This window comes from Wolbachia endosymbiont of Listronotus oregonensis, from assembly GCF_031205055.1.
In the GTDB taxonomy this organism is placed as follows: Bacteria; Pseudomonadota; Alphaproteobacteria; order Rickettsiales; family Anaplasmataceae; genus Wolbachia.
In genome coordinates, this window is the sequence record NZ_CP102118.1 from 1,053,177 (window position 1) to 1,072,172 (window position 18,996).

Sequence of the window (18,996 nt, forward strand, 5' to 3'; positions counted from 1 at the left end):
ATAGTTATATATTTAATACTTCTATACAGAATTTCTCTATCATTTTCTGGTTGTCCTCTATCATTGCATTTGCTTCTTGCTGAAGAGATTTGATATTTTTTGATGTAATATTATCCATGTCAGGTGATCCTATTTTTAATTGCGATTGTATGCGTATATATTTATCAGCTATAACTTGATTAAGTTGATAGTTTACTGCATCTAAACTTGAAGCAAACATCACATGTATTAGTGGTTTTATCCAGCCTATTTTTCCAAATCTCTTTGAATTGGCATACTCTATGCTTCTATCTGTTCTTCCAGTACCTATCGATAACAGTACAATATCATCATTTGGAAATAACCTCTTACCACTTGCATATGCACAAGCCGCTGGATTATTGGCAAACACCCCTCCATCCACTAATACCATTTCCTTGTGGTTGATTTTAAGATATTTAGGTGTAAAGTAAGTAGGTGCTGCAGTTGTAGCTCGTAATGCATCTTTCAATTTGATAAAATTTCTATCTTCTTTCCAGCTCTTGAAAAAGAAAGGACGGTTGTTATGAATATCATAACTGGTAAGCAGTACATTACTTAAGGTGCTTTGTAAAGTATTATCACCAAAATATTTATCCAATACAGATTCAATATTTTTATGTGGGTATTGTGCGCAATTAAGCCAAGAAAATATTGATCTTCTCAAAAATGAAGACTTAAAAATATATGGTCCATATTCCCGATAGAACTCGACTAAATCATTAGCAGAATATTGAGGTTTATCTTTTTTACATAATCCTGCTACAACAATTCCACCGGTTGAGGTTCCTGCCATTAAGTGAAAGATTTCAGCTATAGTTCTTCTTGTTCTTTTTTCTATTTCTGCTAGAATAATGGCTGGTATTATGCCCCTTATGCCTCCTCCGTCAACTGAAAGGATGTATTTAGTCATGATTAGATATTTATTAGTTCTATTAACTTGCTCACTTTTATCAGGTTGTGTTTCTTGTCCAACTACTACTGTATATTTCACTCCTGGGGAAAATTGCACCAATCTAATAATTGATTCTGTGGATCATGCTAAAAAATCCGTGTTGGTTCAGGCATACCAATTTACCTCAAAGCCTATTGCTGAATCCTTGGTTCAAGCTAAAAAGCGTGGAGTTGATATTAAGGTTATTCTAGATGAATCACAAACTAGTTCAAAACATAGTGTAATTAACGAATTATTTGAGCACAAAATCCCGATATGGATTGATTTTAAACCCGCTATTGCTCATAGCAAGGTAATTATTATTGATGAGCAAAAAATCATAACCGGATCATTTAACTTTTCAGATGCCGCTCAGCAAAGAAATGCTGAAAACCTACTGATCATAACAGGAGATTCTCCACTAGTTGAACAATACGTCAAAAATTGGAAAAATCGCCAATCGCAGTCTAAGCATTATACACCAGACTTTAAGTTATCTTTGAATTCATCTAATTCCTCAGAAAGATTTTTTACCCTTTCCTCAAGTACTAACACTTTTTCCATTAAACCATATTCAATAAGTTTATCGTGAAGCTGTACCCTTGAGTCTAGCTTGGACAACCACCATATGAATCCTACAGTCTGTAGAACTATTGTTATTATTAACGCTATTGGGATTTTTTGCTTTTTCATGTGAAAGTATTAATCTATTATGGATAGTTTGAGGATTTATATAGAGATCATAGAAAACTTACAGCTTTAGTGATTACTTTTTGTTGATTCGTATTGATCCTCTGCTTTAGCAAGTAGCTTTATGATTTTATCGTAATGTTTGTTATTTTTATTGTGTCGCGATTCCACTACAGCCATATTTCTAGGTCTTCTTCCGTCTTGGGCTGTAGCTGTAGGATTTGCTCCTTTGCTTAGTAAAAACTCAACGATTTCCAAATGTCCCTTATCTGCTGCATGGTGCAAAGCTGTCCATCCCATATACCCACCTGTAGCATTTATATTTGCTTTTTCTTTCACTAAAAACTCAACAATTCTTAGACACCCAGAATCAGATGCATGATGTAATGCTGTTAACTTATTAATCTGTACGCTAGTATCTAACAAATTTTCTACTGAGAATTTAACAATCTCTAAGTTACAATTTTCAGATGCAATTTGTAATATTGTTTTATAATTATCTGTAGCTTTTGCTTTCATATAGCAATAAGTAATAATAACACATACTACTGTTACTATAAACCACCAAAAATGTAGCTTATTTCTTGAGTCTCTATTCATATTCAATACCTTTTTCAATATTAAACATTTGTTTTACTGATTTTTCTTTAACGTTGATGCTGATAACACAGTGCGATAACCTGAACTATCTAACACATGTTCTGCTCTGTCGATTACCCATTCACCATCTATGTCTTGATGAAATCCTAACAAGCTAAGTTTTGCCTCTGCAAATAGTTCTGGATTACCAGGCATAGTGACATCCAATACTGCATTATTTCGCTTTAATTGTTTTAACTTAGCATTTGCTGCACTTAATGCTGATTCTACATTAGAGTAAAGCGTTTGTATAGTATAACTTGGACTACCAGAACCAGCTATTTCTAATATAGTTTCACCTTTTTCATAGCTATGCCATTTTGCAATTACTGAGTTGTACCTACTCACGGTAAAGTGAACCTTCCAATTTATTGTGTCTTGAGGTCTAATAGCTGTTGTTCCTAAAGCTTTTCCAGTTGCCGACTTTGCTTTGCCTTTTGGAATAAAAAGTATGTATCCGCCAGCTAACTTTGCCATTGCCTCGCGTTCTATTGCTATTTTTGTTAGTAAACTTATATCACTTTCTTCTGTTTGGTTAATATGTGGAATCAACACATTTTCAAATTCTTCTGCAACTCTGCACCCATATCCGTGCTTTTCTGCTATTTCCTTAACCAAGCTACCTAGAGTAATTTGATGCCATTCTTTAGATGCTTTCTCCTTTAATGATAGTCTTAAATTTGTTGCATGAGCTTTGATTAGTAGAGTCTTAGGTGGACTTTGTATTGTAACTTCGTTGACTGTATATATGCCCATTGGTAAGACTCCAGTTTCTCTGTAACCTAGAGCGATATTTAATTCATTCGGAACATCTGTGTTTTCATCCCTATAATCAACATGTACTTCAACTACATCATCTATAGTTCCAGATTCATCTGTAAGGCGCAATGATATAACTCTATCTCTAATTGATTCACATTTATCTATTATAAAATCTGGCTGCATTTATTCCCATACTTTTAATTTTGACTTTTGTAGAGGTTTTTCTGTTACAGGCAATTTAATTTTTAGTCCTACCGGTAAAAAACTTCCATGTTCTGCAAGGCCTGGATTTTTAAGCAATACTTCCTCCACTATTCCATCGGTAAATCCATAATGTTTCCAGCAAATCAGATCTAGCATTTCTCCTTCTTTAGTTAAGTAATATATAGTCATCTATAGCTCTTCAAACTCAAACTAAATTCAACTTTTCTTGGTAGTCCATTAGGTAAAAAATACATCTGCTTTTCTTCTAACCTAGTAATTACGAATTGTCCTAAAATATTACCTAGACTATCTACTAAAACATGCGGTTTTTCAGCTTCTTTCGTATTCTTTAATTGATTTACTCTGTTGAGAATATTAAGGTAAATAACTCCTTCTATATCTACATTTTCCACTCCTCGACCAATATTTTGTAGTGACGGCATTTTATCGATACATTCAATTACACTCCAACGATTTTCTTTACTATACTTCAAACTTATCGGAGTAAATTTATATGGACCAAGAGATAACACAAATAAAAAATTTTTAAAAACATAGTTGATCAATAAAACGTCTCTACTGTATCAAATAAAACATCACGTGATTTTTCTCTTATCCTTTTTATTACTTCATCTGCAAGACTACGAACATCTTGATTTGGCTCTGCTTTAATGCTGATAGTGTAATTATTAGTGATGTTCTGAGTTTTATTTTGTTCTTTATTTTCAAATTTACTCCTTCCAAAATCTGCAAATATCTTATCATTATCGCTCTCTGTAAACTTTTTCTCCTCAATAAGGCTTTTGATTCTGAAATTATTCTGATTTCTCTTGGAAAATTCTTTAATTATACTGTTACTTAGCAAAGGATTTCCACTGTTGAGAATATTACTCTTTAGGGGACTATGTACTGCTTTTACTTCAGTTTTTCTTTTTTCAAACTCTTTCAGTGGGCTATTCCCTAATACTTTTCCAAATACACTTTCCCCTATCCATGAAAAAGCTTCTTCTATGGGTTTTATTATCGATTTCCAAAAGCTAGAGAAAAAGTCTTTCACCTTTTGCCAGTTAGTGATAACAAGAGCTGCGCCAGTAACAAGTCCAGCAATTAAAAGCCCTATAGGATTACTCATTACAGCAAGCGTTATTGCTCTTAGTCCTGTTACTACTGCAGGAAAAACTGTAGCTGATAAAAATGAAAATACTCCAAGTAGGTTTGCTTTCAGACCAAAAATCGTACTTCCTAGCAATGTAAATCCGTATCCTAGTCCTACTGCTGCAATTTTTAAACTTATCAAAGCTGCTACAGTACCCATGATCGTCGTGGTTAAAGTTGGATATTTTTCTGCAAAAGAAGCTATATGCTCTGTTATTGTTTTCAAACTTCCAGCTACATAATTCAAGGTAGGTAACATTACTGACCCTAGATTCATGCCAGCTTCAACTATTGCATTTTTAAGTAATTGTAATTTATTAGCTGTAGTGTCTGCACGATTTTTGAATTCTTCTTGCAGAGAGCTTCCGTACTTTTCTGTATTAGCCAGTAACTTTATTGCATCCTCATACTTATTAAAACTTCCAGCTAATAATGCAATATCATCTTGATATTCCTGACCGAAAAGTTTCATCAGGATTGTAGAACGTTCCTGATTATCCATTTTCTTTAGAGTTTGAAAAAAGTGAAGTAGTGCTTCTTCTCCGCTTTCACTGATCCTTTGTACCATTTCTTCCGCGGTTATGCCCATTTCTTCTAGTGCTGCTTTGAATTCTTTTCCTTGACCTTCAGCAGTTTGAAGTTTGCTAAGCAGTGCATTTATAGCAGTTGCAGCTTTTGCTGGTTGTTTACCTAAACTAATAAAAGCATTTACTAAGCTGCTTGTTTGTTCAAACTTTAATCCAAACTGCTTTGCAGTACCACCAACTATTGCTAGAGCTTCAACCATATCTTTTGCTTTAGCAGCAGTGTTATCTGATAAGTGGTTGATTACATTACCAACATGCTCCATTTCACTAACATCAATTCCATAAACGTTAGAAAGTTTAGCTATGGAATCACCTGCTTGCTCTGCAGACATATCAAATGCTGTAGACATTTTTGCTACTGTTTCTGTAAACTTAAAAAGATCTTCTTTCTTGATACCAAGTTGACCACCGCTTGCAGCTATTTGTGCTAATTCTGCGGCTGATAATGGTATTGTTCTTGACATTTCCTTTAACCCTTCAGCAAATTTAGTTACTTCATCTTTTTTATTATCAAACTTTACTACCTTCTTAACATCAGCCATAGCCGATTCAAAATCAATCGCAACTTTAACTGGAGCTGCAAGCGAAAGACCTAGCCCAATAGTCTCTATAATTTGTGACTTAAAATGTGCTTTACTTGCTAAAAAACTTTGGTGACTACGTATTGCAGACCCAAGCTTACCATACTTACCTTTTAGCACTTCAATAGAAGAACCAAGTTTATATTGATCACTTACTAATGACTTAATATTTCTTCCACTTTTTCTTACTTCTTCATTAAATGAATGTAAAGCATCTCTCTTTTTTAAGTATGCTTCTTTTGCTTTTGTTGCGGAGGTTTTGGCCTTGTCAAACTCTGCTTTTAAAGTTTTGCTTGGTTTCTCCACCGCTTTCATTTGTTTAGCTAAAGATTTTACTTGATCTTCAAAGCCCTTCCACGACCTCCTGCTGGTCAAAACATCATGACCTAACTGTTTAAACTTTGATACTGACTTTAAAGATGAATCAAGCTTTCTTATATTCTCACCAAGATTAGAGAGTTGACTACTACTTCCCTTTATTACAGTATTAAAACTGCCATCAAGTACCGCACCTATTTTTATCGATAATACTGACATTTGAACTTCCTAGCTAATTTGCTCCATAAAATAAACTCACTAATCTCCATATCAAGAATGTGCTCAACTCCACCACCTATGATAGAGCCAAGCACTAGTATTTCTAATCTCAAGTTTTTTGGATAATCGGTGAAAAAAAATCCTTTAATACCTCTTGAACTTTCACATAATCAGCAATATCTAACTCTTCAATCGCTTCTTTTGCAACTGATGTCAAATTGGCAGTCAAAGTTACTTCCTTACTTAGATCACTACCATTAAGTCTCTCAATAGCTAGATAATCTCTAACTTTTGGACGTCTAATGGTAAGCTCTGAGATAGAAATACCATCAACTGTTATTGGATTATCAAGTTTTACTGTTGTCATACTTTCTCCTAAAAAATAAAATTCTAAAATCTTTTTAAAACTAAACCTAAATACCTAAAACCGTTTGCAGCAAGGCCATTTGATCAACACCATTTATCTTTCTAATCATATTTTCAGCATCGATTTCTATTAATTCATTACCACCTATAGTAAGTTTATAGTAATGAGCAGCTACAGTACACTTCAGCGTTGCTTTTTCAGCAGGTTTCCAGTTACCAAAATCAAACTCTTTAAAAATGCCTCTTAAATTGATTATTACTGCTTCAATATCATTACTACCACTCCCTTGCATTCCACCTCTGAGTGTCAAAGAAACTGAATTCCCATTTATTAGACCAAATAGCCTAAAGAGTTCTGTATCGTATTCAGAAAAAGTGAAATCTGCTTCAAGCTTTTCCATGCCCATATCAATATTTATTGGAATATCCATACCACCAGCTCTGTACTCTTCGGTTTTTATGGTAAGCTTCGGCAAGGTTATTTCATCTATTTTCCTGCATAACCCCGGCCATCAACAAATACGTTAAAATTTCTCAGTATTTTGGTAACACTTTACTTTCTCCTAACTTATTATACTATTATTTACAAGATGAGACCTGAATATTATTTGCTCAGCCGGATATGGTGGTGTAAATTCGAAATCAAAATATACTTTCCCGCTTGCAATATTTGTTGGTGTATTGAGCTCTGGAGTTGCATAACATTTTCCGCTAATAATCGCTCCTTGTACTTTTAAATTGGCCAAATAAGAATTCCCCTCTCAATCACATCATCTATATAAGTTTTGGTGATATTGCGATCAACTGCCCATAAATGAGCTCGAAGTAGACTATCATTGATTAAATCTGCAGTGCGCCTCACTGATAGAAAAGCCCATTTCGAGTCATTTGAACATGTTCTATTGCCCCAAAGCCTATAGCCATTTTGATGAATTACCGTTGTTACTTCATTTTCATTTAAATGGTTTGCTCTACAATTTGTATTACCGAGCGTAAAATCAATAGGCCTGCTTTTTCCCCAACAATACCATTTATCTCTTTATTTGAAGGTGAATGCCAGAAGCCTTGTTCGCTGTCTATTTTAGCTATTAAACCAGCTACAAATGGACTCGATGGCAAGATTTTTTCTTTTCCTTCAATAAATAACTTAATCCATGGGTCAACTACGTAAACTCTTGAGCTGCCTACACTTTTTCTCCATTTATTGCTTCTTCATCATTAGTATTTGGTCCCTGCAACAATAATTGCTCTTAATTTTTCTGCTATGGAAATTAAAGCACTCACTACTGGATTTACTCCATCTATTTCAGGTAACTGATGAGTAAACTGAGGTGCAATTAATATTCTTGGAGCAACATGAACTATACTTTCACTACTGAGGAATGCCTCTATCCCTTGATATTCTCCAGTCTCTTTATCAACTCCACCGATTATACTTTGAATAGTTTCACTTTCTTTGAGCTTTGGATCGCTGTTTTCACTTTCTTTAACTCGAATAACTACTACTGTTGCACCAATCTGGGAAAATATTCCATTTATTGCAGAAGGTAAACTGCCACTCTTTCCGAGCTTTGCTGCTTCCTTTAAGCTTCCTGCAACTAACACTGGTTTATTTAGCGGAAATTTTTGCTCATCTGCTTCAGGTGCAGTACCAATTACACCTATCACTGATGATTTAGCTGTACGTACTGTCTTTGCTCCTGAGGTTACCTCAATAACATTTACGCCATGTAAAAATTCTTCAGCCATTTCTTTGTATTTTTTTCCTGAAATCATCTAGCAAAGTCTGTAGCTCATTTTCACTTTTGGCTTCTTCAACTTTCTTTTGGCTAAATCTTCAAGCTCTTCACATTTAATTATTGCTTTTACTGCTTTTTTCACTTTTTCCTCAATTATTCTTGCCATTTCAATAACCGTAATACCACGGACTTTTGCTAAGGTTCTATAATTTCTTTATCCTTTTCATCTATAGATTCTGGTGCTGCTAGAATGCTTTTTGCGGCTTCCGCTTGAATCTCATAAGATTTAGCTTTTTGGTGAGAATGACCTGCATATTGGTGAGTATGATTATCATAATAGAAACGCATACTATCAAATGCATAAAGCTTCGCATTATCCAGTAACTCCTTTTGTATATCTTCTTTAGTACGCTGAGCAATTTTTCCTCCTTCTGTTAAACAATAGCTTTTTTGCCAATCAAAATCTTCTGGTGCTTCATACCAATCATTTTCAGTTGGCTTGCTTTCAAGTGTTGTTGTTTCTACTTGTTTATCATTTTCAAATCTAATGTAGATAGACATTGTTTTTACCTCCAAATCTCATACGTGTTAGATAATCCTGGACATTGCCAAGCTTTTAGCGTTCTCTCCACATCCACTTCAAGTCCTGTAGTTAGAACATTGCTACGTATGTTATAAATCCCCCACTGAATAAATTGACCATAGTTGTGTACATAATTTGATGCAAGCATACCTTGACTAACTTGTGTTCTGGAATACAGGTAAGATGATGTGTAAAGTAATATTGCAACTGTTTTTCCTGCTGGAATCTCCACATTACCAGATCCAGCTAATTTGCTATCAGAACTCGTGTATTGGTAAACATTTTTCCATATTATTCTTGAAATTCTTGATTTATTAGAATTGGTATTATCTGGTGTTCCCACAAATAGTCCTGCACCCCCATACTCCGTACTAGAGTACGATGATCCAACAAATTCTATTGTTTTATTTATGTTCACATTCGTTGTATTTTTTATAAATACTACTCCAAGTGCAGCATATGGGTAATAGTATATCTCATCATAACTACCCGAAAAACTTTTTGTGCATAACTCTCCGTAAATAAATGTTCCTTTACTTCCCTCTATAAAACTTAGTTGTCTTGGCCGATAAAAACTAACGTAATCTGTATCGTATGTATGGCTACCTGCTAGTAATTGCAACATATAGTCGGTTTTTGTTATATCACTACTCCACTTTCCAAGCTCTGTTGTAAAAGTTCCGTGGCCAAAGTAATTATTTTTTCTTCCAAGTACACCAAATAAGAAAGGTAATGACCCTGATTCAACCATGTTGCGCTTTCTTATTTCATTTATAAGAGACGCTTTTAACTGTTCATCCCGAGTTTTTACCTCATTAGAGATGTTTTCAATTCGAGTTTCTATTTCTCCTATAATTGATGAGCCAGATGGTACATTATTAACAGCACGAAAATCTTCTACTAAACCTTTAAGACCATCTTTATGACTATTACTAATGCTATTTATTGCTGCAATACTGGCATTCTTTCTCGTATCAAGTAGCGATAAATTTGTTGTCCTTTTTTCATCAATTCTCTTTAATAACTGCTTCTCTGATTCAGAGATCACTGCTAAAGAACTAGCTTTTTTATTATCCAGATCAGTTAAGTGTTTTTTTGCACTATCAAGAAGTTCTTTTAGCTTACCATCTGTCATCTGCACAATTTCAGAAACCGCACTTTTGTCGATTATTGATTCCAATGCTTTAGCAAGATATGCTAATTGATCTGGAGTACTGTTTGCTACTAAATCCTTAAGTCTTTTTTGTAGTGCATCAATTATTTCTTTTATTTTAGCCATTTGCACAATATCAGAAATAGCTTTTTTATCTGCTATCAATTCCAGTGATTTTGCAAGATATGCCAGTTGATCAGCTGTGCTACTTACTGCTAAATCCTTTATCCTTTGACGTAACACTTCTATTGCTTCTTTCATTCCCAAAAATTCAAAAAAGTTTCAAATCTAAATCGTTTAAAATTATTTTTTAGTTGATTATGCTCATCTTCTCTTTCGGTAATATCTTCATCTATTTTTTCTATAGCTCTTCGAATACGTACCACATCTTAACTGCAATATTTTCTGGATGAGGCAGTGGATATCCTCGTTTGGTTTGGTCAACAGTCATTATGTGACAATCACTCTGAGATTTTTTACCTTAGGGCGATAAACAACTGTTCCACTTAAAACTAATTTTACCCTAGTCTCATTGCCATTAAAGTTTGTCAGCACATGAGTTCTCTCTACCCAATTTTCTCCAATTGGTTTTCCTGATGTTAAATTTACTAATTGCCATCCTTTGACGCTTTGTTCCACATATGCTTTAACATCTGCAGTGCCAGGTATTAGCGCATCATATGTTATGGTGATCTTGGTGTTAGCTCCTGCTGTAATGCTTCTCGTTACATAATCTCCGGACTCTGAAAGATTACCTAGAACTAGCTGTAACCCAGGATAGAGAACAGGACTTTTTTCTCGCCCTCCTTTTAGGCTTGCTTTTACCGTTAGCTCTCCAGATAATCTTTCACGCAGTGCGAGTGGTAAATTATCAGACAGAAAGTTTTCTTTTCCCTCTTCATCTGTTAAGATAAATTCTACATTGGTATCAAATGCTACTTTTTCAACATTTGTTAAAACTATTAAATCTGATACGTTGTTTACAGTAACTTTCCCAAGATCAATAACATAAGAATTTTCACTAAATTTTGCAGCTAGTAGTCGAAACGTTAAATCTAAATTTTGATGCGGAGTCCAGGTACTTGCATTACTTGATGATAGTAATACTCCTACTTGATATGGCTGGCTTGTTACCCAACGGCTATTTACTACATCATATTTGCCAAGCTCTGCTATTTTTACTGCTGTATCTGCATCATCGGTTAGCAAAACTATTGCATACTCCTCTCCTGCATGGCAAAACACTGGTGACCAAGTGATACGTGTTGCTGTGCCATCTATCTTTATATCTTTTGGCTCAATATAGCTTTCAGCAATGACAGTCTGCGAGGGCATTCCCACTGCTGTTGCTCTAATCTGCACAACAACACGTTTTTTGCCGCTATTTGTGAACCATATCTCTACACCTCCTATGTGTCTGCTTTCATTTAGTGTAAATGTCTGGGCTAAAGGATCAATTCTTCTTGCTGTAATAACTCTTCTTCTTTCTTCTATGGTAATAGTTTTTTTACCAGTATAAGTTGCTTCTCCATAACTGCCTTTATCACCGTAAAACTGTACTAATTTAGTACCTGCTGGAATATTTGCTGGGATTTTTATTTTTCCCTTTAATTTTCCCTGGTTGTTAGCTCTTTTTTCCATTTGCCTTCTATGCTATGGGTTGAATACTGATGCCATCAAATTTTATTTCCTTAAGCTTTTCACCTAGCTCAAAACCTTCAATTTCAAAATCTTGTACTGCTTCTCTCATAAATTCAGCTTCGTATGAAGTACTTGACAGCAATTCTGTTGTTTCTTTAACATTAAATACCCTGGTTATTGGACTTTTCCAATTCGTGGTAACCTCCGTCCAGTGATCAATGTTTTTATTTAGAGTAATTTGAACCGGTACTGGGTCAAAAGCTTGATATGGATTAATCTTTTCTCCTTTAGTCTGTAAAAGCTGCTCCAGTACCGGTTCAAGTTTATACGGCAACAAATAAGTTTTTTCTCCTCCATCAATATCAGCAATCGTTACATCTATTGGTAAAATTAGTTCCTTATTTACTATTGCTGCAGACTGCGAAATTCCTTGATCACGCATATCATCATCAAAGAATGGGTCAACAAATACTCCTTTTTTGGTGGTAGGTTCTCTTGAATTTGCATCACTGCGTAGACGTTCCTGTGCAACCAGCGCATAAAGATCATTTATTCCTTTTTTCATTGCTTCAAGTTCATTCATCGGTACAGCATGAATAGCATTATTCACTATTTTTACCCCTTCGCCTTTTTTCCACGTCTGATGAATGTAGCAGAGTAAAAGTTGTCCACTAGGAGCTCTAGGCATTGATGGTCGCCAAGGGTGAGAAATTCCTTTTATTCTTCTTACCACCCCTTTGCTATCGATAGTAATTAAATCATAGCGGGGCATCTTCCAGGTGTAATCAATCAGAACCAAGCTGTTATCAACTGCTCCCCTTACTTTACATCCCTCTTCATTTATATCTTCAGGACTTATATGAGTGCGACAGCGGTAAGTTATTTGATAACTACTTCCAGGAGCTGGCTCTTTACCTGGTAATGACCAATCAACGTTTCCTGCATTTAACTTATAGTCTGTACTATTTTCATAAATAACATTGCCTTGTTTAACTTGAATAATCTCAAGTACTGCAGAATCAGGTATCGGATCAACAGCTCCTGAGTATGAACCATGAGTAACAGTAGTGGTTTTCTGAACAGTTATATCTACTTTTTTAATTTCACTTATTGGAAAATCATTAACTTTAAGTTCCATTACTCTTTGGCTATTTGGCTGAAAAGTATGTGGTTCTGATTCAACTGATTTTATATTCGGATCTTGATCAAAAGAAACACGAATACTATGAGGTAACTCAATTTCATAACCATCAACATGAGCTTTGCCCTCATTAATCACAAATATTTTTTTTCCCTTTTCGTCTCCCTCTTCTCTCTGCAAACACATTACTTCTAGACCATTTACAACGTAGGAACCATTTGCCTCTTTGTCATAACGAGCAAGCGCAGTAGTTACTATATTTGCTTGTGGTGGCGGTGAATGTTCTATCAATACTCCATTTTCAATATTGTAAATTGGGTAAAATTCGCCATTTGTAGAGTTAACAGTAACACTTTCTACTTGGTATCCCCAAATGGTGGAAACTTTAAGCCTTGCAGCTCCTACTTCCTGATAGTTTCTTGTACCAACAGCAGGATCACGAAGATTTTCGTCCTCAAGTTCTGTAATGGTAGATTCTAGGTAATAAATACCTATACGAACTGTGGTACTCAGTGGAATAACAAACTCTTTTGCCTCTACTTTTCTCACCGCTCCACGAAGATAGATTTTTCCTGACTCAAGTGTAACTTTACCAGTTTCTCTATCTATAATACAATTGCTTCCTGTTATAACATCGCCATCACGAAATATTGCATCGCCTATGCCTTTAAGCTTAGAGAGAGCATATTCTTGCGTCTCGTTTAATTCTGCTGACTGTAGACCTCTTCCTGCTAGAAACAAGCTTTTTTCGTATTCTTTGTCAGGATTAAAGCGATTATAATAACTATTTAAGGTCATTTTGTTTCAAAAAGTTACAACAAATGAAAAAGTTTCCCGAGTTGCAGATGTTCTGATAAGTGGTACGGTATGTTCTAAAACTAATAAGATCCCTGGGTCTTCTATATCTTGAGGTTCAAAATATCTCTGTCCTTCAGGTAATCCTTCTTTTATTTTAGTACCAACCATAACTCCTAGCTCTCTGATTACTTGATTTGCTGCGTCCGTGAAATCGAAAGTAAATTTAAGGTACAAGTTATTGGTTGGTACATTTGAGGGCCTAAACCTTCCAGAAGGAGTTACAAGTTCGCCGTTTTCATCACCTGTGCAGAAAAGCACTTCATCCGCAGTACGTCTGCCAAGTTCATTGAGTAGTTTTTGAGAAGTAATAGGCTCCGGTGGTGTGCTTTCAGTATACTCTATGGTAACTGTACTACCTGCCGCAATGGAGCTATTTTCCGTACGTTTAATTACACCAGTACTGCTATCAACTGTATAGTCAACACTTGGCTGATGCATTGTTTGTCCTGTAACAACCTTCACATCTTTAATAGGTTGATGATCAAGTTTTATTTCACCCTTAACGAAAGTTTTTTCTACTTTATGGCTACTTCCAGAGCTTCCATCACCACTTCCCCAAGCAAGATGTAGAGATTGCTCTTTTATACTTGCGGCTATTGCTGCTCGACCTGATTGTGTGAGTATTGACATTAATTACCTTATTTCATAGCAAAGCAATTGCTTCAAATACCAATTGTTAACTCAAGCCCCCTTATATATATAAGTTCAACTTTTTTCAGAAATGTGTTCACTTTTTTTTGCAATTCTTTTTTTCATAATAAGTTTTTATTGACTAATCTTTAATCTACTTTAGACATAATATACTTACTTTTAGATATATGATAACTAATAGAGAATTTTGGGAAAGTAGTTTAGAAATGCCAGTATCCTTTTTGCTTAAGGACTTTCAAAATCCAAGTTTACGTGAAAGTTGGCTTGATTCTCTTTCTGGTAGACAATTAAGTGTGATCTTTAACCATTATTTTCAGAATAAGCAAAATAGGCAATTATTTAAAGACCACGAAAAATGCGATGATATTTCAACTCAGCAAAAACGCAAGATGCTTATTAAAATTTCTGAATCTCTGTTTGATTATTATTTAGTCAATCGTTTTAGTCGTGCAAAATCAGAAACAACTATAGCTGAAGTAGCACAGTCTGTATTAGGCCAAGATCTTCTGAAGTCATTTCTGCTACAAAATAACAAATATGACAAAAAGTCCTTGTTGTTCACTCTCTTTATAACTAATCGTAACTTACTAAAACAAATTTTCTGCTTTAATCAAGTACAGAAAAAAGGGTTTTTACCTTTCGTATTAAAAAATCCTCCAAGACAAAAGTCCACTTCATTTAAGAATTTTTTATCAGAAAGTACAATACAGGAAATATTAAAACAGCATGATCTCTCAGAAAATGATAGTTTTGAAAGTCAGTTTCAAGAACTCTTTTACTACCAAAATAGTATTTACTTATTTATACGACGTGCTAGTAAAGATAAAGATTTTGTGATAAGTTTAAATAAAGTAATACATGGTTATAAGCCTGATTGGATCATTTTTGATTTTTCTTCTAATGCTAATCAAGTACATTTATCCACTAAAAATATTAAACACGGTTTAAAAATAGCAAATAGATGTCAGCCTTTATTTTGCTCTTGAATGCTCTTTTGTCAGTTTACATAGCCAAAACACAGTGGCACAAGTAGTACCTTCCTATGTTCATGTATACCAAAAACAGGACTTAATGATATTAGCATATGTGAACTTAAACTTACTTTAGCTAAACCACAGACCTTATTACATTAAATACAAATGAAGTTGAAAAGTGGTTGAACATATTAGAACCTTCAGTTGGTAGTGTGTTACATGAGGTTTCCCTTATTCAATATGTGAAGGTGATATTTAAAAACAAAAAGGTTACTTTATCCTTTCGAGTACAGGACTCAAGCTATATAGCAATTAACTACTCAGAATGTACTTGATAAAAAAGAACGTGAAGATTTTAAGTTTTTTTAGGAATACGTATGGATTACCTTTGTCAAAAGCACGGCTTAATCCATCTACCATTAACTTAAGTGCTAGCTAGCCCTATTGCTAAAAACAGTCTAATGGTAACATAACTTTAACGCGTCTGTTATTTCTTGTTTTTCACGAAATTTTATATAACCTTCAGTAACTAAGGCATTAATATATCTAAGAATAGAATGATGACTCTTAAGACCATTCAAAAAAATAGCAAAATTGGGTTTTAGTAAAAAAGCGTCCCTTCCTCATTAATTAACTGTAAAACAGTATCATATTCTCTCTTCCAGCGTATGGTTCCTTTATGTTTAGTAATTTAACAAGGTTTATGTCACTTATAATTGAACTCAAAAATTCAGCTATATCCCCGTTTTTATCTTTAGAAACCTGTTGTTCAGCATTCATATCACTAATACCAGGCGATAAATAAGACAGACATTCTTTAAATCAATAGTGTTTTTTGGGATTTATTCATCTATAAAAATTGTTTCAAATAAACACAGCAGCTTTAGAAAGGTATCCAATCACGCTCAGTATTTTGATGTTGCTCTTGAGTAATAACCGTAGCAATCTTGTTTTTCTCTCCATATCGATCAGCCTCAATACCAACTTTTGCAGTAAACTCTAACCCATTAAAATCAGCTATAGAGTTGACTTTTCTAGCAATAACTGCTTTTTCTGAAGTGTCATTTGAATGAATGTTCCGTGCTGACTCTAAAATACTTCTAAGCATAGAACGACCCATTTCTCCCCAAGTATCTTCTCCTTCAACGCTTGCTTTGCCACTTTTAATACCAATTACTTGATAAATCTTACGTTTTGTATATGGACCTTCAGTGACCGTAAATTCAGCGTTTAAATAGATGCTACCAGTAGTGTAGCTTTTCGTGAACCAATTCTCATAACCTCCAGGCTTTATTGCTATTTTTACCTTGACTATTGTACCTTTCGGTATTAAACTGCTTTGCAGTTTCGCATTATTAAAATCAGTTAAAAAATCTGATAACATATTGTCTCCTATAAATTAAGTAAAAAAAGAATCAACTCCATTGGTCTACAATCTTCCAATGACCATTTATCTTATCAACAAGTTTGTTTGGCACACGTTCACCATTACGAAGCTCAAATACTACCTGGCGTACACTGCTTTCTTCATCATGAGCAAACATTACCATGCCTGTACTGTAGAATCCTCTTAAAGATCCAGCACCGCTTAAACCCTGAAATGGATCTTCTTCTAACATTTTTTTGGATAGTTTTTTTGTATGGTGGGTTAGTATTATGCCCGAATCTGGGTTAATAACATTTCTCAGTCTTTCAAGTGTTTTTTGCAAAAAGAATAGCATAGCGCTATTGTCGTTTTCATTGCCATATTCACTTGAGTTAAAAATGTTACGAAGAGGATCAATCGCAATAATATCAGGTTTGAAACGCTCTTTGACAACATTTTTAATTTCATCTATTTCTTCACTACTAAATGATAATTGCACTCTTGGCGTGATAATTAAGTTATTGGCAGCTACATTCAAAAGTTCGTTATCCAGTTGAAGTTGTTGCAACCGTTCTTTCATATATTCATATTCAATTTCAGTTTGCATGTAGAAGATTTTCAAAGGTCTATTTGGTGTCATACCAAGAAATGATCTACCAGCAGCCATGTGGACGAGCCATGAAATTAGAAAATCGCTTTTGCCAATTTTAGGAGGGCCACCCAGTACTAATAGACCTCTTTTTGTCAGAATCCTTGGTGAGATTATATCTTCTGGTATTGGCGTTTGATCACTTAAATACTCCTTTACGCTGAAAAAAGGAATTTTTTGACCGATATTGAAAAAGCTTTGTTCCATAATAATTTCTCCAATTTTTAATTAAATAATAGAAGCCAAGGTTTTGGCTTTAATTTTCGCAAGTAATTTACCCAGATGCGGTTCTTCAACCATATTCAGGCAGCCACTGCGGTCTTTAGCTGGATATCCCCAAGTATTAATAGTCTGACAGACAAATGAACGTTTCTCCGTTCCATCATCTTTCTTGATTCCAACCATACTGATTACTTCATCAACTATCCCAGGAATTTCACTAGCAGTTTTAGCTCCTTCACATTGAGGCAGCCATGTTGAACGATTGCAGTCATCAAGATATTGACCTAATGTGCCAACTATGATAATGTCTTTGTCTCTGATATGTTGAAACTGATTGAGCCAAGCCATCATTTCTTGAGCAAGTAACCCATAAGCAGCTCTTTTATCTTCTTTTCCTGATCTATCTGAAAAAGCTTCCGGTTGCATTCTTGCCCATAATAGACATAAACGTGAGGCAACGGTTATACTATCCACAAAGATGCATCGGTATTTAGAAACTTAGAAAGAAGATCTTTATACTTTCCAGATACATGTTCATAGTGTTTTTGACTATACGCTTGATCAGACCTTAATGCAGGATTAGGACCACCAATAAGACAAGCAATGTCTCTGGCCTCATTCCAAGTGCGAATCTCAGTTGAATCTCCTTTCCAGTCTTGTACAGCTAGAAGTCCTGCTTCAAAATCAAGGCAAAGTGTTGTTGATTCATCGAGAGTTTTGAGTAGCTAGTTTTACCAATTCCATAAGGGCCAAAGATTACTATCTTCACACCTGTGACCATTTTTGCTCTTTCTTCGCTGTTTATTATTTTCATGTTTTTACCTATATGCACTCATATATAAATTCACCAAATTTCAAAAAACTGTTCAATTTTTCTTATGCTTTTTTCCGTAAACAGGTGCAAATTTAGATCGCATTTTCTTGAAAATGTTGTACAAAGTAGTCCGTGACATATTGTTCATGTCTGCAACTTCAGCAATGCTGTGATGTTTAAGTTGTTCACATAAAACTTGCCACTTCTTTGGTAATTTTGAAATAATTTGCTCAACATCAATACGTAGTATCGTTTCATCTTCAAAGCAGTAACTTTCTTGTTGCACATTATTTTCAAGCTTAGGAGTAGTACGTGAGTGTTTACGGACTAGATTATTAATACGATTTTTAACAACTTGCTTAGCAAAGGTTGAAAGACTGCCCTTAGTTTTATCATACTGATCTATGCATGAAAGAAACTCACAGAAGAGGTCTTGTTCTATGTCTTCAATATCTTGATCAGTAAGCGATTTATAATATTTTGCGTAAAATTTTATTAAATTAACAACTTTAGGATCAATACCTGAATAAGAGTTTCGAGATTTCATAAGATGTGTCCTTAAATGAAAGACTTAAGGATGAAACTTTCTTAGTAAATATTGTAGGACATGAAAAAAATACCTCAGACAATCGTGAGTTTTTTACCCTCTGAAAACCTGGAATCTTTTTTCAAACCTCAGACACTCAAAACTTTGATCAGACAATGCACCTACGAACTGAACAGTTTTTGTAA

General features: G+C 34.6%; 17 protein-coding genes and 6 pseudogenes. 2 read left to right on the forward strand and 21 right to left on the reverse strand.

Annotation, left to right across the window (positions count from 1 at the left end):
* Nucleotides 1–4: 4 nt before the first annotated feature.
* Entirely contained in the window at nt 5–931 is a 927-nt protein-coding gene (locus NMD99_RS05295; protein WP_309165752.1) for a patatin-like phospholipase family protein, read from the reverse strand.
* Here NMD99_RS05295 and NMD99_RS05300 point away from each other — a divergent pair.
* A pseudogene (locus NMD99_RS05300) lies at nt 918–1,436 on the forward strand (phospholipase D family nuclease); the annotation flags it as partial. The gene NMD99_RS05295 and the pseudogene NMD99_RS05300 sit on opposite strands and share 14 nt — an antisense overlap.
* Here NMD99_RS05300 and NMD99_RS05305 read toward each other — a convergent pair.
* The 15 genes and pseudogenes from NMD99_RS05305 to NMD99_RS05375 form a co-directional block, all read right to left on the reverse strand.
* Nucleotides 1,427–1,645 carry a hypothetical protein gene (locus NMD99_RS05305; RefSeq protein WP_264735416.1) on the reverse strand — a complete coding sequence of 73 codons (219 nt, stop codon included), beginning with the start codon at nt 1,643–1,645 and terminating at the stop codon, nt 1,427–1,429. The pseudogene NMD99_RS05300 and the gene NMD99_RS05305 sit on opposite strands and share 10 nt — an antisense overlap.
* A gap of 66 nt (nt 1,646–1,711) precedes the next feature.
* A complete protein-coding gene (locus NMD99_RS05310) occupies nt 1,712–2,242 on the reverse strand; it encodes an ankyrin repeat domain-containing protein (protein WP_230609188.1) in 531 nt (176 codons plus the stop codon).
* A 33-nt stretch (nt 2,243–2,275) separates the two neighbouring features.
* Nucleotides 2,276–3,226, reverse strand: coding sequence for a contractile injection system protein, VgrG/Pvc8 family (locus tag NMD99_RS05315; protein WP_309165756.1), 951 nt, complete (start codon nt 3,224–3,226; stop codon nt 2,276–2,278).
* Nucleotides 3,227–3,436: a tail protein X gene (locus tag NMD99_RS05320; protein ID WP_064085527.1), complete on the reverse strand. Its 210-nt coding sequence runs from the start codon at nt 3,434–3,436 to the stop codon at nt 3,227–3,229. It lies immediately after the preceding gene.
* Nucleotides 3,433–3,780 carry a phage tail protein gene (locus NMD99_RS05325; RefSeq protein ID WP_309166947.1) on the reverse strand — a complete coding sequence of 116 codons (348 nt, stop codon included), beginning with the start codon at nt 3,778–3,780 and terminating at the stop codon, nt 3,433–3,435. The genes NMD99_RS05320 and NMD99_RS05325 overlap by 4 nt, the downstream gene beginning before the upstream one ends.
* 29 nt (nt 3,781–3,809) lie before the next feature.
* Nucleotides 3,810–6,107: a phage tail tape measure protein gene (locus NMD99_RS05330; RefSeq protein ID WP_309165758.1), complete on the reverse strand. Its 2,298-nt coding sequence runs from the start codon at nt 6,105–6,107 to the stop codon at nt 3,810–3,812.
* A 109-nt stretch (nt 6,108–6,216) separates the two neighbouring features.
* Nucleotides 6,217–6,474, reverse strand: coding sequence for a phage tail assembly protein (locus tag NMD99_RS05335; protein WP_264376465.1), 258 nt, complete (start codon nt 6,472–6,474; stop codon nt 6,217–6,219).
* 46 nt (nt 6,475–6,520) lie between these two features.
* Nucleotides 6,521–7,014, reverse strand: a pseudogene (locus tag NMD99_RS05340) (phage major tail tube protein).
* Nucleotides 7,015–7,036: 22 nt separating this feature from the next.
* Nucleotides 7,037–8,222, reverse strand: a pseudogene (locus NMD99_RS05345) (phage tail sheath subtilisin-like domain-containing protein).
* Nucleotides 8,215–8,773: pseudogene (locus NMD99_RS05350) on the reverse strand (hypothetical protein). Before NMD99_RS05350 ends, NMD99_RS05345 begins: the two co-directional pseudogenes overlap by 8 nt.
* A gap of 5 nt (nt 8,774–8,778) precedes the next feature.
* The gene (locus tag NMD99_RS05355; RefSeq protein ID WP_309165762.1) at nt 8,779–10,209 is read right to left on the reverse strand and encodes a hypothetical protein; all 1,431 of its coding nucleotides are present in this window, start codon (nt 10,207–10,209) and stop codon (nt 8,779–8,781) included.
* Nucleotides 10,206–10,399, reverse strand: a pseudogene (locus NMD99_RS05360) (hypothetical protein). The gene NMD99_RS05355 and the pseudogene NMD99_RS05360 overlap by 4 nt, the downstream one beginning before the upstream one ends.
* Nucleotides 10,399–11,589 (reverse strand): hypothetical protein, encoded by a 1,191-nt coding sequence (locus NMD99_RS05365; RefSeq protein WP_309165763.1) that lies wholly within the window; start codon nt 11,587–11,589, stop codon nt 10,399–10,401. Before NMD99_RS05365 ends, NMD99_RS05360 begins: the two are co-directional and overlap by 1 nt.
* Before the next feature lie 7 nt (nt 11,590–11,596).
* Entirely contained in the window at nt 11,597–13,528 is a 1,932-nt protein-coding gene (locus NMD99_RS05370; RefSeq protein ID WP_309165765.1) for a DUF4815 domain-containing protein, read from the reverse strand.
* Nucleotides 13,529–13,534: 6 nt separating this feature from the next.
* The gene (locus tag NMD99_RS05375; RefSeq protein WP_309165767.1) at nt 13,535–14,218 is read right to left on the reverse strand and encodes a hypothetical protein; all 684 of its coding nucleotides are present in this window, start codon (nt 14,216–14,218) and stop codon (nt 13,535–13,537) included.
* A gap of 188 nt (nt 14,219–14,406) precedes the next feature.
* Here NMD99_RS05375 and NMD99_RS05380 point away from each other — a divergent pair, with 188 nt between their 5' ends.
* On the forward strand, nt 14,407–15,225 hold the full coding sequence (locus tag NMD99_RS05380; RefSeq protein WP_309165768.1) for a hypothetical protein: 819 nt from the start codon (nt 14,407–14,409) through the stop codon (nt 15,223–15,225).
* 618 nt (nt 15,226–15,843) lie between these two features.
* On the opposite strand, the gene NMD99_RS05385 is transcribed toward NMD99_RS05380, so the two are convergent.
* From NMD99_RS05385 to NMD99_RS05405, 5 genes and pseudogenes are all read right to left on the reverse strand, one after another.
* Nucleotides 15,844–15,993 (reverse strand): hypothetical protein, encoded by a 150-nt coding sequence (locus NMD99_RS05385; RefSeq protein ID WP_265042263.1) that lies wholly within the window; start codon nt 15,991–15,993, stop codon nt 15,844–15,846.
* Between the two features lie 103 nt (nt 15,994–16,096).
* Complete coding sequence (locus NMD99_RS05390) at nt 16,097–16,597, reverse strand: hypothetical protein (protein WP_309165771.1); 501 nt, start codon at nt 16,595–16,597, stop codon at nt 16,097–16,099.
* A 31-nt stretch (nt 16,598–16,628) separates the two neighbouring features.
* Entirely contained in the window at nt 16,629–17,435 is an 807-nt protein-coding gene (locus NMD99_RS05395; protein WP_309165773.1) for an AAA family ATPase, read from the reverse strand.
* A 21-nt stretch (nt 17,436–17,456) separates the two neighbouring features.
* A pseudogene (locus NMD99_RS05400) lies at nt 17,457–18,264 on the reverse strand (ATP-binding protein).
* Nucleotides 18,265–18,316: 52 nt separating this feature from the next.
* The gene (locus NMD99_RS05405; protein WP_213864031.1) at nt 18,317–18,811 is read right to left on the reverse strand and encodes an RNA polymerase sigma factor; all 495 of its coding nucleotides are present in this window, start codon (nt 18,809–18,811) and stop codon (nt 18,317–18,319) included.
* Between the last annotated feature and the right edge of the window lie 185 nt (nt 18,812–18,996).

What these genes read in the sequence shown, in the direction of transcription:
- NMD99_RS05295 (WP_309165752.1), bottom strand. Translation starts at nt 931, where the DNA reads ATGACTAAATACATCCTTTCAGTTGACGGAGGAGGCATAAGGGGCATA.
- NMD99_RS05305 (WP_264735416.1), bottom strand. Translation starts at nt 1,645, where the DNA reads ATGAAAAAGCAAAAAATCCCAATAGCGTTAATAATAACAATAGTTCTA.
- NMD99_RS05310 (WP_230609188.1), bottom strand. Translation starts at nt 2,242, where the DNA reads ATGAATAGAGACTCAAGAAATAAGCTACATTTTTGGTGGTTTATAGTA.
- NMD99_RS05315 (WP_309165756.1), bottom strand. Translation starts at nt 3,226, where the DNA reads ATGCAGCCAGATTTTATAATAGATAAATGTGAATCAATTAGAGATAGA.
- NMD99_RS05320 (WP_064085527.1), bottom strand. Translation starts at nt 3,436, where the DNA reads ATGACTATATATTACTTAACTAAAGAAGGAGAAATGCTAGATCTGATT.
- NMD99_RS05330 (WP_309165758.1), bottom strand. Translation starts at nt 6,107, where the DNA reads ATGTCAGTATTATCGATAAAAATAGGTGCGGTACTTGATGGCAGTTTT.
- NMD99_RS05335 (WP_264376465.1), bottom strand. Translation starts at nt 6,474, where the DNA reads ATGACAACAGTAAAACTTGATAATCCAATAACAGTTGATGGTATTTCT.
- NMD99_RS05355 (WP_309165762.1), bottom strand. Translation starts at nt 10,209, where the DNA reads ATGAAAGAAGCAATAGAAGTGTTACGTCAAAGGATAAAGGATTTAGCA.
- NMD99_RS05365 (WP_309165763.1), bottom strand. Translation starts at nt 11,589, where the DNA reads ATGGAAAAAAGAGCTAACAACCAGGGAAAATTAAAGGGAAAAATAAAA.
- NMD99_RS05370 (WP_309165765.1), bottom strand. Translation starts at nt 13,528, where the DNA reads ATGACCTTAAATAGTTATTATAATCGCTTTAATCCTGACAAAGAATAC.
- NMD99_RS05375 (WP_309165767.1), bottom strand. Translation starts at nt 14,218, where the DNA reads ATGTCAATACTCACACAATCAGGTCGAGCAGCAATAGCCGCAAGTATA.
- NMD99_RS05380 (WP_309165768.1), top strand. Translation starts at nt 14,407, where the DNA reads ATGATAACTAATAGAGAATTTTGGGAAAGTAGTTTAGAAATGCCAGTA.
- NMD99_RS05385 (WP_265042263.1), bottom strand. Translation starts at nt 15,993, where the DNA reads ATGAATGCTGAACAACAGGTTTCTAAAGATAAAAACGGGGATATAGCT.
- NMD99_RS05390 (WP_309165771.1), bottom strand. Translation starts at nt 16,597, where the DNA reads ATGTTATCAGATTTTTTAACTGATTTTAATAATGCGAAACTGCAAAGC.
- NMD99_RS05395 (WP_309165773.1), bottom strand. Translation starts at nt 17,435, where the DNA reads ATGGAACAAAGCTTTTTCAATATCGGTCAAAAAATTCCTTTTTTCAGC.
- NMD99_RS05405 (WP_213864031.1), bottom strand. Translation starts at nt 18,811, where the DNA reads ATGAAATCTCGAAACTCTTATTCAGGTATTGATCCTAAAGTTGTTAAT.